The organism is Modestobacter muralis, assembly GCF_010682105.1.
GTDB lineage: Bacteria > Actinomycetota > Actinomycetes > Mycobacteriales > Geodermatophilaceae > Modestobacter > Modestobacter muralis.
Window position 1 is genome coordinate 47,934 of record NZ_JAAGWH010000066.1, and the last position, 15,146, is coordinate 63,079.

The 15,146-nt window shown below is 68.6% G+C and carries 17 protein-coding genes; 4 read left to right on the top strand and 13 right to left on the bottom strand.

What is annotated here, in order from left to right:
- The first annotated feature begins 136 nt into the window (after positions 1-136).
- From GCU67_RS20450 to GCU67_RS20465, 4 genes are read left to right on the top strand one after another with little or no spacing between them, the layout of a single operon-like run.
- Positions 137-670 carry an SCO family protein gene (locus tag GCU67_RS20450; RefSeq protein WP_338105186.1) on the top strand — a complete coding sequence of 178 codons (534 nt, stop codon included), beginning with the start codon at positions 137-139 and terminating at the stop codon, positions 668-670.
- Positions 671-719: 49 nt separating this feature from the next.
- On the top strand, positions 720-1,040 hold the full coding sequence (locus GCU67_RS20455) for an ArsR/SmtB family transcription factor (RefSeq protein ID WP_163613239.1): 321 nt from the start codon (positions 720-722) through the stop codon (positions 1,038-1,040).
- The gene (locus GCU67_RS20460) at positions 1,040-1,822 is read left to right on the top strand and encodes a cation diffusion facilitator family transporter (protein WP_163613211.1); all 783 of its coding nucleotides are present in this window, start codon (positions 1,040-1,042) and stop codon (positions 1,820-1,822) included. The genes GCU67_RS20455 and GCU67_RS20460 overlap by 1 nt, the downstream gene beginning before the upstream one ends.
- Before the next feature lie 25 nt (positions 1,823-1,847).
- Positions 1,848-2,780 carry a cation diffusion facilitator family transporter gene (locus GCU67_RS20465; RefSeq protein WP_163613212.1) on the top strand — a complete coding sequence of 311 codons (933 nt, stop codon included), beginning with the start codon at positions 1,848-1,850 and terminating at the stop codon, positions 2,778-2,780.
- 27 nt (positions 2,781-2,807) lie between these two features.
- Here GCU67_RS20465 and GCU67_RS20470 read toward each other — a convergent pair whose 3' ends face one another.
- The 13 genes from GCU67_RS20470 to GCU67_RS21480 form a co-directional block, all read right to left on the bottom strand.
- Positions 2,808-3,125, bottom strand: a complete 318-nt coding sequence (locus tag GCU67_RS20470; protein ID WP_338105187.1) for a plastocyanin/azurin family copper-binding protein — start codon at positions 3,123-3,125, stop codon at positions 2,808-2,810.
- A gap of 203 nt (positions 3,126-3,328) precedes the next feature.
- A complete protein-coding gene (locus GCU67_RS22940; RefSeq protein WP_163613214.1) occupies positions 3,329-4,270 on the bottom strand; it encodes a M48 family metalloprotease in 942 nt (313 codons plus the stop codon).
- 13 nt (positions 4,271-4,283) lie between these two features.
- Entirely contained in the window at positions 4,284-4,652 is a 369-nt protein-coding gene (locus GCU67_RS20480) for a BlaI/MecI/CopY family transcriptional regulator (RefSeq protein WP_338105188.1), read from the bottom strand.
- Between the two features lie 173 nt (positions 4,653-4,825).
- Positions 4,826-5,797 carry a c-type cytochrome biogenesis protein CcsB gene (ccsB, locus tag GCU67_RS20485; RefSeq protein ID WP_163613215.1) on the bottom strand — a complete coding sequence of 324 codons (972 nt, stop codon included), beginning with the start codon at positions 5,795-5,797 and terminating at the stop codon, positions 4,826-4,828.
- A complete protein-coding gene (gene lnt / locus GCU67_RS20490; protein ID WP_338105189.1) occupies positions 5,787-7,367 on the bottom strand; it encodes an apolipoprotein N-acyltransferase in 1,581 nt (526 codons plus the stop codon). The genes ccsB and lnt overlap by 11 nt, the downstream gene beginning before the upstream one ends.
- Positions 7,368-7,464: 97 nt before the next feature.
- Positions 7,465-8,340 carry a cytochrome c oxidase assembly protein gene (locus tag GCU67_RS20495; RefSeq protein WP_163613217.1) on the bottom strand — a complete coding sequence of 292 codons (876 nt, stop codon included), beginning with the start codon at positions 8,338-8,340 and terminating at the stop codon, positions 7,465-7,467.
- Between the two features lie 291 nt (positions 8,341-8,631).
- Positions 8,632-9,351 carry a M23 family metallopeptidase gene (locus GCU67_RS20500; RefSeq protein ID WP_163613218.1) on the bottom strand — a complete coding sequence of 240 codons (720 nt, stop codon included), beginning with the start codon at positions 9,349-9,351 and terminating at the stop codon, positions 8,632-8,634.
- 115 nt (positions 9,352-9,466) lie between these two features.
- A complete protein-coding gene (locus GCU67_RS22180) occupies positions 9,467-9,679 on the bottom strand; it encodes a hypothetical protein (protein WP_246215457.1) in 213 nt (70 codons plus the stop codon).
- 341 nt (positions 9,680-10,020) lie between these two features.
- Complete coding sequence (locus GCU67_RS20510) at positions 10,021-10,629, bottom strand: redoxin domain-containing protein (RefSeq protein WP_163613220.1); 609 nt, start codon at positions 10,627-10,629, stop codon at positions 10,021-10,023.
- Positions 10,630-10,918: 289 nt separating this feature from the next.
- Positions 10,919-11,962: a tyrosine-type recombinase/integrase gene (locus GCU67_RS20515; RefSeq protein WP_163613221.1), complete on the bottom strand. Its 1,044-nt coding sequence runs from the start codon at positions 11,960-11,962 to the stop codon at positions 10,919-10,921.
- A 258-nt stretch (positions 11,963-12,220) separates the two neighbouring features.
- On the bottom strand, positions 12,221-13,105 hold the full coding sequence (locus GCU67_RS20520) for a DNA adenine methylase (protein WP_163613222.1): 885 nt from the start codon (positions 13,103-13,105) through the stop codon (positions 12,221-12,223).
- The gene (locus tag GCU67_RS20525) at positions 13,102-14,556 is read right to left on the bottom strand and encodes a hypothetical protein (RefSeq protein ID WP_163613223.1); all 1,455 of its coding nucleotides are present in this window, start codon (positions 14,554-14,556) and stop codon (positions 13,102-13,104) included. Before GCU67_RS20525 ends, GCU67_RS20520 begins: the two co-directional genes overlap by 4 nt.
- 103 nt (positions 14,557-14,659) lie before the next feature.
- Positions 14,660-15,146 (bottom strand): helix-turn-helix domain-containing protein (locus tag GCU67_RS21480; protein ID WP_211661809.1); only part of this gene is annotated, 487 nt, incomplete at its 5' end.

Here is a 15,146-nt window from a genome sequence, read left to right on the forward strand (position 1 = left end):
TACTAACGTGCTTAGGCGAACGCTTTCCGGCCGGACCACAGCAACGCTCATGGCCCTTGGGCTGACGGCGACTCTCGCCGCCTGCGGCGGGAGCGACAGCTCAGCCGAACACGGCGGTGACCACGGGGTGGCGTCGGTGTCCTCCGCCGCGGAGGAGGGGATCTACGCCGGGCGTGAGCTCACCGAGCCGCAGGCGAGGCCGGCATTCACCCTCACCGACCAGAGCGGTGCCGCCTTCGACTTCTCCGCCAAGACCGCCGGCCAGCCGACCCTGCTGTTCTTCGGCTACGCCAACTGCCCCGACGTCTGCCCGACGACCATGGCCGACGTCGCCCTGGCGCTGCGCTCAGCACCTGCAGACGTCGCCGCCCGCACCCAGGTGGTGTTCGTGACCACCGACCCCGCACGCGACACCGCGGATTTCCTGGGCACCTACCTGGCCCGCTTCGATGAGGGACTGCCCAACCGCTTCGTCGGCCTCACCGGCACCCAGGCCGAGGTTGAGGCAGCCCAGGAGGCGGCCGGGGTCCCCCTGGCCGAGGGCGAGGGCACGATGCACGCCACCAGCCTCTACCTGTTCGGCAACGACGATCTGGCGCGGGTGGTCTTCTCCGCCGGCGACACCTCGCAGCAGATCGCTCAGGATCTCAAGCTGATCGCCACCTCCTGACAGTTCACTTTCTCCTGAATTCAGGTTCAACTGTACTGTCAGCGGCGTGATGCCCGTCCTGCACGCCGAGGTCCTCACCAGATTCGGCCACGCCCTGTCCGACCCGACCCGCACCCGGCTCCTGCTGGCCCTGCGTGAGGGCCCGGGCTACCCCTCCGAGTTGGCCGAGCAGCTGGAGGTGACGCGGCAGAGGCTGTCCAACCACCTTGCCTGCCTGCGCGGCTGTGGACTGGTCGTTGCCGTGCCCGAGGGGCGCCGGTCCCGGTACGAGCTGGCCGATCCGCGGCTGGCGCACGCTCTGGATGATCTGCTGGGAGTGGTGTTGGCCGTGGACCCCACTGCCTGTGCCGTGGACGAGGAGTGCTGCTGATGGCCATCGAACCCCTGCGGCTGACCACGGCTCCCGCCGCGACGACCCAGGCCGCCCCAGCCTTCGCCGCGCCGGCCCTGGCCGCTGAACGGCGGGCCGTCCTCGCCCGCCGCATCCGGCTGTTCGTGGCCGCCACCATCACCTACAACCTCATCGAGGCCGTCGTCGCCCTCACCGCCGGTGCGAAGGCCTCCTCCTCGGCGCTGATCGGCTTCGGCCTGGACTCCGTCATCGAGGTGTCCTCGGCCGCGGCCGTGGCCTGGCAGTTCGCCGGCCGTGACCCGGAGGCGCGGGAGCGGGCGGCGCTAAAGGTCATCGGGGCCTCGTTCTTCGCCCTGGCCGCGTTCGTGACCGTCGACGCCTTGCGGTCACTGCTGGGATCGGGGGAGGCCGAACACTCCTCGGTCGGCCTGATCCTGGCCGCGGTGAGTCTGGCCGTCATGCCCGGGCTGTCCTACGCCCAGCGCCGAGCCGGCCGCGAACTCGGCTCAGCCTCAGCAGTGGCGGACTCCAAGCAGACCCTGCTGTGCACCTACCTGTCCGCCGTCGTGCTCGTCGGCTTGGCCCTCAACAGCCTCCTCGGCTGGTCGTGGGCAGACCCCATCGCGGCCCTGGTCATCGCCGTCATCGCCGTGCGGGAAGGCCGGGAAGCGTGGGCGGGAGACGACTGCTGCTCACCTGCCTCCGCCCTCCGGCTGGCCGCACCTGCCGGCGGAGCAGCTGACAGCGCTGGCTGCGTGTGCTCGCCGGGCTGCTCCTGCTGCACCGACCCGGCCACGTGACCTCCCAGGGAAAGAAGGCGACGCGATGAGCGGTGGCCACAGTCACGACCACGGCGCAGGCGCAGCAGGGACCGGTGACCACCGCCGGCGGCTGGCCATCGTCTTGGGCATCACCACCACCGTCCTGGTCGTCGAGATCATCGGCGCGCTCGTGTCCGGAAGCCTGGCGCTGCTCGCCGACGCCGGGCACATGCTCACCGACGCCGCCGGCCTGACCATCGCGCTGATCGCGGCCAACCTCGCGCTGCGCCCAGCCACCCCGACCCGCACCTGGGGCTACCGCCGGGCCGAAGTGCTCGGGGCCACCCTGCAGGCGGCGGTGCTGCTCGCGGTTGGGGTCTTCGTCTTTGTCGAAGGCATCCGCCGGCTCTTCGAGCCACCGGAGGTCGGGTCCACCGCGATGGTGGTGTTCGGGGTCATCGGCCTGGCCGGCAACCTCATCTCCATGCTCGTGCTCACTCGCGGGCGCGGCGCCAACGTGAACATGCGCGCGGCGTTCCTCGAGGTCGTCAACGACGCCCTCGGGTCGGTCGCGGTGCTGCTGGCCGCGCTGATCATCGCGCTCACCGGATGGCTACAGGCCGATGCCGTGGTGTCGCTGCTGATCGCGCTGCTGATCATCCCGCGCACCCTGAAGCTGCTGCGCGAGACGGTGTCAGTGCTGCTGGAAGGCACGCCGCCCGGGCTAGACCTGGACGAGGTGCGGACGCACCTGCTGGCCCAGCCGCACGTGCTCGACGTCCACGACCTGCACGCCTCCCAGATCACCAGCGAGCTGCCGGTGCTCACCGCGCACGTCGTCATCGACGAGTCCTGCTTCCAGGACGGACATGCACCCAGGGTGCTGGACCAGCTGCAGTCCTGCCTGGTCGGGCACTTCCCGGTCAGCGTCGAGCACTCCACGATCCAGCTGGAGCCGGCCAGCCACGCCGGACACGAACACCCCGCCCACCAGTGACCGGCAGCAGAGACGGCAGGGGGCTGGTCAGCTGGCGGTGACGGTCATCGTCCCGATCTGGCCCAGCCGCACGTGGAACGAGCACTCGTACTGGTAGTCCCCGGGCTGTGAGGCGGTGAACTCGAAGGAGTCGCTGGCCCCCGGCGGCAGCACCTGGATGGCCTCGGTGATGTCGGCGGGTCCACTGCCTGGGGTGAAGAGCAGATTGTGGGTCATCTGCTTGGCGCTGCTGGTGAGGGTCAACCGGACTGGTCCCGGCGCGACGGTGAACCGGTCGGGGACGAACACGTAGTCATCGCTGACCGCGATCGTCAGCTCCTGGACGCCGTCGGCGCCCACGGTCACTGTGCCCGCCTCCGCTGCGGGGGCCGGCGCTAAGTCGGACGGTGACGCCGATCCCTCACCACCGCCGCAGGCCGCCAGCGCCACACCGGTCAGCCCGGCCACGCCTGCCGCCAGAAGCGTCCGCCGGGTCAGTTCACTGTTCACACTGAAAGCGTACGCAAACTACTAGGACGCTTCGTACGCCCGGGAGGGCGCTCGCCTGCTCAGATGTTGCAGAGGTCGTTGAGTGCCGCGGACAGCGTCGGCAGCCCGGCGATCAGCACCGGGGCGAGCAGCACGACCCACAGGCCCCCAGCCAGCAGGCGGTGCCGCCACGGGGTCATCTGAGCGGCCGGCTGCAGCAGCCGCGAGACCCGCAGGACCGCCCCTTCTTGCGCCATGGCCATCGCCGCTGCCGGTGCCCGCATCTCGACCAGGCTGACGATCGCGGAGGCGACACTGACCCGGTCGACGTCCGCGGCGGCAGCATCGTCGGCGAGCAGCTCGATGAGCTGCCGGGTCTGGGCGGAGGCCACCTGGAACAGGCGCACCCGCGGGAAGGCCCGCATCAACCCCTGGGACAGCGTCACCGCCAGGTTGTGCCGCGCCCGCAGGTGCGCGGCCTCGTGTGCCAGCACACCGCGCAGCTCGTCCTCGGACAGCGCGGCCAGGGTCCCCGTGGTGACCACGATGCGTGTCTTGCGGCCGGGCACGCAGAAGGCGGCCGGCGCCTGGGCGTCCATGACCAGCACGCCCAGCTCGTGGTCCAGCTCAGCGACCATGTCGATCGACCGGTGCAGCTCCCGCCGCCGCCGCCACCCAGAACCCAGCTCCCACGCAGCGCACAGCAGCACCCACGCGGGCACGGCACCAGCGAGCAGGGTCCCGGCCAGAGCACCGGGAAGGAACTCAGCCGAGCCGTAGGCGCTGGCGACGCTCACCGCGCAGGCGTGGAACACCGCCCCGAGATCACCGGCCAGCGTGGTGACCGGGATCAACAAGGTCACCCCCGCCAGGACGAAGGCCGTCACAGCACTGAACGTCAGCGCCTGCCAGGCCAGGATCGCCAGCCGGGGTGCCTGTGCCGTCCACGCCGCACCCGCCAACCGTGGCCCGGCGATCAAAATCGTCACCCCGATCACGGCCAGGGCCACAGCCGCGCTCACGCCCGGCCGCCGGTCACCGGCCGCGGCCCAGTACGAGCTGCCTCCACCGCTGCCCGCAGCTGCGCGACGGCATCGGGTTGCAGCTCAGCCACGAGTGCATGAGCACCTCCTGCTGGTCCCCGGACTCGGCCAGGACGTCCTGGAGCAATGCGGCGGCGTGCTCGGCGCGACTGCGAACCGGGCGGTACAGCCACGCCCGCCCCGACATCTCCCGGGTCAGCTGCCCCTTGGTGTGCAGGTTGTCCATCACCGTCATGACCGTCGTGTAGGCCAGCTTCCGGGACGAGGACAGCGCACCGAGCACGTCGCGCACCGTCGACGGCTCCCCCCGACGCCACAGCTCGGCCATGATCGCCGCTTCCAGCTCACCGAACGGGCGCACGCCCCCACCTCTCCCGGGCGCCTCATCGGCGCACCACCGCTGCCCGGCGGACTCCCGTCGGGCAGCTGAACTCGGTCTCATCCCACAGCCTAGGAGGCGCCGGTCGGCACGCCCACGGACAACACCGCACCGCAACCGCCGTCGGCGGCTCCGGCAGGTTCGGCCGAACCGTCCTAGGAGACGCCGCCGTAGGAGTGCAGCCCGGTCGACACGAGGTTCACGAACAGCAGGTTGAACACCATGGTGCCCAGCGCCACCAGATTGGTCCACGCCGACGGCGCTCCGCGCCACCCGGCGGTGTTGCGGGCATGCAGGTAGGCGGCATACAGCGCCCAGGAGATGAACGCCCACACCTCCTTGGGGTCCCACCCCCAGAAGCGACCCCAGGCGCTCTCGGCCCAGATGGCGCCGGCGATGACTGCGAACGTCCAGATCGGGAAGCCGAAGACCGCCGTCCGGTGCGCCACGCGATCCAGTGCCTCCGCGCTGGGCAGCTTGTCGCCCCAACCAGTCGCCCGCTCACCGACCGGTGACTCCGCCCCTTCTCGCCGGGCGGCGACCAGGTAGAGCGCGCTGGCCACACCGCTGACGATGAAGACCCCGAAGGAGATGATCGCGGCGGAGACGTGGACGGCCAGCCAGTTCGACCGCAGCGCGGCCACCAGCGGGCCGGACTCGGCATAGAGGTACATGCCGATGAGCACGAGCCCGATCACCGTCGGACCCAGGACGAAGACACCGATCCGCCGCAGGGCCGGCATCCGGATCACCAAGAACAGGTAGGAGAGCACCCCGACCAGCACTGCTGCGGTGGCGAACTCGTACATGTTGCCCCAGGGCACCCGCCCGGCAGCCGCGCTGCGAGCAACGAGCACGCCGGTCTGCGCAACCGCGCCGACGCCGGTGAGGACGACTCCGAGCTGGCCCCACCGTGCGGGCCGGACCTTCGGCGCCTCGCCGCCATTCCCGGGTGGAAGTGTCGGGTTCGGCGCGCCGGCGGTGACGGCGACCAGGTGCGGGCGGGCAGGCGCAGGTGCCCGCCCGAACGCCAACTCAGCGCAGAAGCCGACCGCTGCCAGCCCGTAGACGGCGATCGTCACGCCGAAGAGCGCATCGGACAGGCCAGCTAATGCTTCAGAGGTCATGGGGACCTTCCTCTTCGATGTCGTGCTCGGGGTGGGTGCGCGCCCGCCGGGATCGGCGGTCGATGACCAGAGCGGCCAAGACAGCGGCGCCAGCGATCGCAGCGAGCGCGAGCTCCGGCGTGCTTCCCAGCCGGGTGGCTGTGGTGGTCTGGGTCCGCTGCGCCACCGCGCCGGTTAAGGACCAGGGCGTGAACAGCTCGGAGCGGTCCACGACCGTTCCATCGGGTGCCACGACTGCCGAGATCCCGCTGGTCGCGGCGACCACCACGGTGCGGCCGTGCTCGATGGCGCGCAGCCGGCTCATGGCCAGCTGCTGTTCGCTCTCCGCGGTGTAGCCGAACGTGGCGTTGTTGGTCTGCACGACCAACAACGAGGCGCCGCCGTCCACGACCTCGGAGACGAGCCCGTCATAGGCGACCTCGAAGCAGATGACGTCCCCCAGGCGCACCCCGCCGACGTCGAGGACCCCCGGGTCGGTACCAGGCAGGAAGTCACGCCGCAGCAGGTCGACCTGCTCGCTGAAGAAACGGAAGAACGACCGGGCGGGCATGTACTCCCCGAAGGGCACCGGATGCCGCTTGGCGTAGCTGGCGCCAGGACCGCTGACCGGATCCCAGACGATGCCGGCATTGGTCAGGTAGCGCCCCGGCCCATCCAAGACCGCACCGACCAGGATCGGTGCCGCGATCGCTCGAGCCGCGCCGTCGATCGCCGCGGCAGCATCCGGGTTCTGGAAGGGGTCGATGTCGGAGGCGTTCTCCGGCCAGATGACCAGATCCGGGCGCGGGGTGAGGCCACCGTCGACCCGCTCGGCCAGCAGCAGGGTCTGCTCCACGTGGTTGTCCAGCACTGCCCTGCGTTGAGCGTTGAAGTCCAGGCCGGACCGGGGGACGTTGCCCTGGATGACCGCCACGGTGGCCAGCTCCCCACCCGCCGACAGCTGGCTTCCTGCCAAGGGCAGCTCCACCAGCACACCGACTCCGGGGACGGCGGCCGCGGCAGCGCACACGAGTGCCCACCGCCGGCGTGACGCCGGCTGCTGCCCGGCGGCTGACCTCCGCGACATCGCCGGTCGCCTGACCAGAAGTGTCAACACCGTCCCGGTGAGGGCAACCGCGAAGGTGACCAGCGGTACCCCGCCGTAAGCGGCGAACGAGGCGAACGGGGCATCGGCCTGACCGAAGCCCAGCCGGCCCCACGGAAAGCCGCCGAAGGGCAGTCGCGAGCGCAGTGCCTCCTGCGCCACCCACAGGCCGGCCGCCCACACCGGCGCGGCAGGCAGCCGGTTGACTACCGCGGTGCCGGCGCCCAACGCGGCGCAGAACGCCGCCTGCGCGAGCGACAGTGCCACCCAGGGCAGGTCGCCGACGAAGATGCCCGTCCAGGTGAGCAAGGGCAGGAAGAAGGCAGCCCCCATCACCATCCCGAGCGCGGCACCGGCCAGTGCGGAGCGCCCGCGGGTGATGAGCAGCAGGAGGAACGGACCCACGGCAGCAAGGGGCCACAGCCCGAAGGGCGGAAAGGCCAGCCAGAGGGCCAGACCGCCGATGAGCGCCAGCAGGACAGCCACCGGTGCCGGACTCAGCGGCCCTCGGCTGGCGTGGACCTGTGCAGATGAGCCACAGGCAGCGGTGGGACCGGCCGGAGGAGAGGAGACGCTCATCGGGTCAGCGCACGGTCCGGCGCTGGCCGGCAGCCAAGCGGGCGAGCTCGGCGTTGTAGGCCGCCAGATCAGTCTCGACCCGCCCGTCGACGACGTGAGCGTGGCGCTCCTCGGAGCGGACCCACTGCCAGAAGACGATCGCCACGGCGATGATCGTGGGCAGCTCACCGAAGCCCCAGACGATGTTGCCTGCGGCCAGCTGATCGGTCATCAGGTCCACGTTCCAGCTGGCCGGTGCGTGGCCGAAGGCCTTCACCAGCGGGGTGCTGGCCATCATCACTGCGACGGCGAAGAAGGCGTGCAGAGGACCCGGGATGACCAGCTCGAGCAGCCGCATGGGTGCAGAAACCCGATGCGGCCACGGGTCCAGGCCGAAGGCCCCACCGAACGCGAGCAGCCCGGTGAAGAGGAAGAACGCCAGCATCAGCAGGCTGCCCGCCCAGTGACCCATCAGGAAGTCGAAGGTGGGGGTGAAGTACAGCCCGTAGAGACTGCCGACGAACAAGGTCGTCGACACCACCGGGTGCGTCACGACCCCGGCGGTACGGCTGCGCATGACCAGCAGCAGGAGCGGCCGAAGGGGAGCAGCGGGCCCTCGGCGAGGGAGCGCCCGAATAGCCAGGCTGAGCGGTGCGCCGAGCATGATGAGCATCGAGGACAGGACGGCGAGGACCATCTTCTGCAGCATGTGGATCGAGAAGAGGGTCATCGCATAGCCCATGACCTGCGTGGCCGTGACCAGCAGGACGGTCACGATGCCCACGGTGAAGGTGACCGTCCGGTGACGTGGCCAGCGGATGCCCCGGCGACCCAGCGACCGCACCCCGAGCAGATATGCCGCCAGGGCCAGCAGTGCCAGAGCCGGAAAGACGGACGTCACGTCGATCTGGGGAGTGAAGAGCGTAAGCAACGTCGGCGGGTCGACCGGAATGCGCATGCCACCCATGCCAGATCCCACGATCCGCCCCTCCTCGCCCGAGCCGGGACAGCCGCCTTCGCACAGCCACCACGCCTAACGTCCTAAGTAGGATAGTAGGATAGTAGGACAGGCGGTGGAACTGCTGGAGGTAGCTGGCCCGCGGGCCGACGGCCACCGTCCTGATCGACGGTCAGCCCGGCCGCGCTCTAAAAGCCGGCTTGGAACGCGACCTCGAGCGCGGTGACGCGCTGATCAAATGTCGACGCCGCGCTCGGCGAGCCAGCCGCGCGGATCGACCCGGCGCCCGTCGAGTCCACCTTCGAACACCTCAAAGTGAAGGTGCGGGCCCGTGGACTGGCCCCGGTTGCCCAGCAGGGCGATCGTGTCGCCAGCGGACACCAGCTGGCCGTCCTCCACCAGGATCTTGTCCATGTGCCCGTAGACGGTCACATCCCCGTTGTCATGCAGGATGTAGACGGCGAGCCCGAAGCCGCTGGCCGCCCCAGCCCGGATGACCACCCCGTCGGCTGCGGCGTACTCCGGGGTGCGCATCGGTGCGGCGATGTCCAGGCCGTAGTGAGTGGTTCCCCAGCGCGCCCCGTAGGAGCTGGTGAGGCGGCCGTTGACCGGCATGACCGCCTTGGGGCGGGCCGCCTCGCGTGCCGCTTCCTCCCGGGCCGCCCGGGTTGCGACCAGTTTGTCGCGCCGCTCGGCCACCACGAGCTCAGTGATCTGCGGTCGCGCGTCGAACTCGGCGAGGACCTCGGAGACGGAGCCCTCGTAGGGAATGTCCAGGGCAGGCGCCTCATGGGCGTGGGCGACGGGCGAGCTGAGCCCGTAGCCGCCCTCCCACAGACCGGCCGCGAAGCCGCCCAGGACCAGGGCGGTGAGCAGGAGGGGGCCTCGACGGCCCGCCGGAGGACCCGGGCGCCGCCGCTTAGGCGCCTCCGCATCCCGCAGCTGCCGGCCCATCCGCCCCCCTCGTCGACTCACTCAGAGCACAGAGGAGATTACGAGGAGTCGACCCATCACCTAAGGAAGCTAGTAGTCGGCGTGTCCCGGTCGCCGCAACCTTGAAGCGGCCTGCTCAGGCGCGCTGGTCTTTGGAGGCCGCCTCGGCCTGGCGGACATGGTCGGCGACCTTGCCCAGCTCTGAGTCGATGGTGTCCTCGGCGACCTTGCGCACGGTCTTGCGCTGCCGCCGACGCTTCAGCAAGCCCCCCGACAGCGGCTCGTGGGTGAGGGTGATGGCCACATCGGTGCTCTGGTCGGGGGCATCGGAGAGCTCGATGGTCGTCACCCACACTTCGGGGGTCAGCTCCAACCGTGTCCCGACGCGGTGCTCAGGCTCCCACTCCACAACACGGCCGCGGGGCGACCCACCCGGGGGCTCCTGCCCATCGAGGCGTCCGGGAGCGCAGACGAACTCGGTCCCTCGCTTCGTCGAGGGACCGTCCACCACATACGTCACATCGCAAACAGCGCAGTAGGGCCGTAAGACTGCCAACGCCTCCCAGACGCGAGCACGCGTGAACGGCACCCGACGTGTTCCCTGTACGACGGTGAGCCAGCCCGGTGGGGTGGTGGCCTTGGCCGGGCGCCACGCCGACCCCTTGTCCGGTCCGGGGGTTTCCGGCTCGCTCATCGTGGTGCCCCTTCGGTGAGCAGCTGGTCCAGTGCGGCTCGTAGCTCGTCGTCGGTCACCGCGGCGACGTAGACCGCAGCAACGCGACCGGATCGGTCGATGAGGATCGTGGTGGGCACCACGTTGGCCGGGAACCCACGGAACGCCATGGCGACCCTGCCCTGAGGGTCGAACATCGACGGGTAGTCCACGCCGATCGAGTCCACGAAGCCTTGGGCCAGTTGCCTCTGGTCCTTGACGTCGATGCCGAGGAACTGCACGCCCTCGTCCTTGACGTTGCTGTGGACGGCCTGGAAGTCCGGCATTTCCAGCCGGCACGGCGCGCACCAGGAGCCCCAGAAGTTGAGCACGGCGACGTCGCCGGCCAGCGCCGTGGAGTCGAACGGTGACTCATCCAGCAGCTCTCCGGAGAAGGAGGGAGCCGTCAACCGCTCCGCCTGGGGGATGACCTGGCCCAGGGGTGTGGCGCCCGTGAAGTCGAAATCCCCCGAGTTCTCCTCCGACGCCGCCTCGGTGTCCGGTGAACTCGAGCAGGCAACGAGCCCGCTCGCGGTCACCAGCCCCAACAGCCCGAGGGCGTGCCTGCGCGTGAGGTCACGGCTCACCTGGTGCCTCCCGACGAGTCAGCTAGATCCCGGGTGACCCTCAAGAGAACATGATCGGAGCGTTGCAACTCGGTCCGGTTCAGTGCTGTTGAGCGAGGACCCTGACGAGTCACCCTACGAAAGAGCTTAGGAGTAGGGGAGCGGGTCGGGCTGCCCGGGTGCCCGCTACATCACGAGCCAACTCCGCCATGCCCTCCAGGGAGGGGCCGTGAGTTGGGCGCTCGGCGGACCCCTCGTGTCGAGCAGCGCGGCCGGATGACGAGCTCGCGGTACCCGGTCGCAGGTGCCGCTAGCGGCGCAGGGCCTGGGCGAGGGAGTAGGCCGGGGAGCGGTCGAGATTCTGTCGGGTGCGGTCGTAGCGGCGGGTGGTGCGAGGGTCGCGGTGGCCGAGGGCGTCCTGGACGTCCTGCAGCGGGATGCCGATGGCCAGTGCCTCGGTGGCGAAGCCGTGGCGCAGGCTATGGGGCTTGATCAGGTCGGCTGAGGCGATACCGGCGGTCTTGGCCAGGCGTTTGATCAGGTCATAGGCGGTCTTGTAGGCCAAGGATTCACCGGTGCGGGACAGGAAGATCGGCCCGTGGGTGCGCTCACCGATCAGGTCGTCGAGGGCGCGGACGGTGGCCGGGGGTAAGGCGACGGAGGCGCGCTTGCCGCCCTTGCGGCGGATGCGCAGCACCCGGTGGCCGCGGTCGTGCCGGTAGTCGGCGAGGTCGGCACCCAGGGCCTCGGAGATCCGGCAGCCGGTGAACACCAGCACGGAGATCAGTGCCGCAGAGCGGGGGGAGTGGGCATCGGCGGCGTCGAGCAGGGCGACCAGTTCGGCGGCAGTAAGACCAGCCGTGGAGGACTCATCCGACACCGCCGGTCGCTCGACCTGGTCCAGCGGTGAGCGGTCGAGGACGCCCAGGCTCAGTGCATAGGCGTAGAACTTCGACAGCGCGGAAAGCCGGCGGGCGACGCTGGCCGCCGAGAGTGGCCGGCGGGTGCGGGCGCTGGGGGTACGGGCGAGGTGGTCGACCCAGGCGTCGACGTGCGGGCGGGTAGCCAGCAGCGGGTGCACCCGGTACTCCGGAGGCGCGGTGGTCAGGCACCAGGAGCGCCAGGCGGTGAGGTCGGCGGCGTAGGCGGTCTTGGTGTGGGCCTGCTTGCGCCCGGTGAGGAAGGCGACCACCAGCCGGTCAAAGGGGTCCAGTGCGGTGCCGGGCACCCGGGCCAGCGCCGCGGCGCCGGCGGGCGCGAGCTGCTCGACCACGACCAGCGCGCCGGGATCGACCAGGACGACGTCGGTCGCCTCCTCCGCCGGCTCGGCCGCGCCGTTGCTCGCTGTCCCCATGCCTCCGGACGCTAGAGCAGGGGTCCGACAGGAACCCGCTAATAACTTCCTTTATCAGCGGAACCCCCTAGATGGCAGTGAGGCGTCGCCAGCTCGAGGGGAGGTCGGTTCTGGGCACACTAAGCCTCGCGCTGCTGGCCTACCTGACTTGGCCTTCCATCGAGCTCGCCGCACTAGGCGCTGCGGCCGCGGTATGGCTTGAGCGCAATCAGCCTCGGTTGAGGCGTATCCACGGCAAGCGGGCCTCGGCCAGTTGGGTCAAGCCGGTGCTGCGGACCCGATCCATCGCGACTCGCCGCGCCTCATCAGATCAATTCCAGGGACGATCAGTTCGTCGCTGAAGACGGCGTATTCAGCACCGACGTGCTGTTTCTGGGCGGTATGAGCTATATCGAACTCTGCCGTCCGCAGTCCGCCGTAGAGTCCTGTGGTGATCTGTTCATGGACATCGTAAGTCAAGAACCACGGAAGTCTGCTGTCGCGCAGCATCGCCGCCAACTCCGCGTGATCGTCTGGACGTAGGGAGTCGAGGTACAAGTCCTCGCCTTGAACAAGATACGGAGGATCGACATATACCAGGACGTCGGTGCCTTGCGCTTCAAGCGTACGGAGAAAATCGCGGGCGTCCAGTTGGCTGACGTGGGCACGTTCGCGATAGCCGCCGAGCAAACGCACTCGTTCTGCAAGATTGTCACGGTTGAAGCGGGCGTCAATCTTCCATCGACCAGCTTGATCTAGGCCGCCGATGGGTCGGGCTCCTAGAATGCCAGAGCGGTTGCAGCGGTTCAGGAAGAATGTGGCGAAGCCCAGCTCAAGGTCGTCATGTCCTTCAGGTTGCTCATAGACTGCGCGTGCGGCGTGCCAGGCGTCGAGGTCGACAGGAGCCGCCTCGATCAGGGCCGCAAAAGCGTCGGTCTGCTCGAACACACACCTCCAGAACGCCGCTATCCCCGGATTCAGATCGTTGATGTAGATGGCGCGGACTTCTTCGTCGACGAGCAGACGCAGGGCCGCGCCCGCACCCCCCGCGAAGGGTTCCGCGTAGGCGTGGGGCCGTGGGGCTTGGCTGGCGAGCAAGCGAGCAATGTAGGGCGCCAGTCGCCCCTTTCCACCGGGGTATCGAAGGGGACTCAGGTACCTCATTTGGCGGGGTTCGCAGCGAGGTAAGCGTCGAGGCGCTCGAGCATCGGGCGAAAGGTTCTGCTGAGCTCGCGCACTTCAGCAGCGGTTGGATTTGTGCTGATGTTGTGAACAAACGCGTGCATCGTCTGTACGATTATTCCTTCATCTTGTGTGCGGACCCAAGCCGCTTCGAGCGTCTTGTCCCGTTGGGCAGGGTCTTTGATCTGGGGGTCAAGGTGAAGAAGCACCATCCCGAGCTTCCTTTTCAGCTTGTCCGCCTCATTGCCCCAACCCTGTCGGACGACAGCATCGGTGACCGCCAGCTCCACGACGACTCGAACTAATACGCCGGTCACTGCCGACATTGAGTCAATATCGATGGACTGTGCCTCGGCAAGCAGCTTAGATGTGCGCAGATCGACCTGAGTCAGCTTCAACCCCTGGAAGATCACCCGCTCTTGTCGGGGCAGAATCCGCCGCGACGCTAGCGCAGAGGAAGCTGCTCCGTCGTCATTCGAATCAGAAGAAGTGGCCGAAGGTTCAGCAGATGAGTTAGTGTCCGTAGGTATTGGTGTTACGTCGTCAGGTGTAGGTAGTTCGCCCTCTGCTGAGTCAACATCGGAAATTTCGGCATTGGTCGAAGCGGCGGCGAGACGCGGCTCTGGCAGTCGGTTGCCCCGGGGCGGCAACACATCGCTTGACTTGTCGACATAGGCAACGCGGAGTGTCTTTCCCTTGATATCTGAGACGCCGAGGTTGCCAGCGAAGTCGCTGAAAATCTTGCGAAGCCCGGGCAGGAGATCCTCGTTGCTGAAATGAAAGGTTACGCCGTCGCCGTTGAAGTCAAAACCGAACGCAGTTCGGACGGCGGGATCACCAATCAGTCGACCAAGAGTGGTGATTCGTCCTCGGCGCACGGCGTCCACATTCGCGAGCAGGTCCACCTCATCTGGAAATGCGGTAGCCACTGCTTCGCAAAAAATGGTCGCCCGGTCGGTCTGTGTGCCGCGGCGGCGGTCGAAGTTGTTCATCTGCCAGGGTTTCCATTCGACCACCCCCACGCCACTATTCTCGCCGGTGTGACGCAGCTTTAGCCAGTGCCTTGCAGCGTCGCGGGATTCCGCGAGGTAGCAGGTCACCTTCGTGGGTCCGGATCCGTTCTTGCTAAGCCGCTGAAGGCTGCGCTGGTGAGCCTTGTCGAAAGCCAGCTCTGGGTTTGCCAATAGCTTCAACGCGGCCAATCGGCGGTTGCCTTCAATAACAACTAAGCCACTGGTCTCCCTGACAACGACCGGGAGCTCGGTGGGATTCAAAGTGCCTTCGCGTGCGATGTCCCCTGCGAGCTTGAGCAGTTTGGCCGGCGCGTCGGAGAGCAAGGCGTTGACGGCCTCCCTCTGGCTATCGACGCCGTCCGCGAACCGCGGGTTGGTCTCGTCCAAGAGAAGGCTCGCCACTGAGTACTCGCGGATCACTGCCGGAGCATTGCACGAGCGGCGCTGCGTGGCCACGGACGCGCGTGGCCACGAACACGCGTAGGCCGGCGATCCCGGGGCGCACGACCGCTTGGCGATCGGTTCACCAGTCGGTTGCTGGGACAGTCGCCAGCAAGACGCCCACGTGCTCATCGACGAGGCAGCCACAGGGTTGCGCGAGTACGACGACGACTGGCTCACGCTGCCCGTCTACTCGGGCGTACTGCTCCTCGACTCCGGTAGTCGGGTGGGCACATGAGGGGCAGGCGGGGGAGTGTCCGGCGGGCCAGCCGAGCGTCTCAAGCTCATCTCCGCCGCGGCGTCGTGACTTTCCCAGTAGCTGGATGTTGGGTAGCGCCGCCTGTGAAGGCGCGGGCTCAGTCAGTTCCAGAGCGAGTTGTGCATCCTCTTCGGTGGTGCCCGTCGGGCTAGCTGCACCATCAAGGATCTGCCCCAGCGCGCGGACCAGAGAGCTACGTCCTACGCCGAGAGTCGCGGCCATCTGGTTCAGCGTCATGCCCTGTGCGCGCATGGCCTGCGCGGCGGTGAGCCGTTCCGGGGTCATGACGGTGGGGCGGCCGCCGGCGCGG

Bases quoted from the DNA above. Each gene is read 5' to 3' on its own strand.
- GCU67_RS20455 (WP_163613239.1), top strand. From the start codon at position 720: ATGCCCGTCCTGCACGCCGAGGTCCTCACCAGATTCGGCCACGCCCTG.
- GCU67_RS20465 (WP_163613212.1), top strand. From the start codon at position 1,848: ATGAGCGGTGGCCACAGTCACGACCACGGCGCAGGCGCAGCAGGGACC.
- ccsB (WP_163613215.1), bottom strand. From the start codon at position 5,797: ATGACCTCTGAAGCATTAGCTGGCCTGTCCGATGCGCTCTTCGGCGTG.
- GCU67_RS20520 (WP_163613222.1), bottom strand. From the start codon at position 13,105: ATGAGGTACCTGAGTCCCCTTCGATACCCCGGTGGAAAGGGGCGACTG.
- GCU67_RS20515 (WP_163613221.1), bottom strand. From the start codon at position 11,962: ATGGGGACAGCGAGCAACGGCGCGGCCGAGCCGGCGGAGGAGGCGACC.
- GCU67_RS20500 (WP_163613218.1), bottom strand. From the start codon at position 9,351: ATGGGCCGGCAGCTGCGGGATGCGGAGGCGCCTAAGCGGCGGCGCCCG.
- GCU67_RS20460 (WP_163613211.1), top strand. From the start codon at position 1,040: ATGGCCATCGAACCCCTGCGGCTGACCACGGCTCCCGCCGCGACGACC.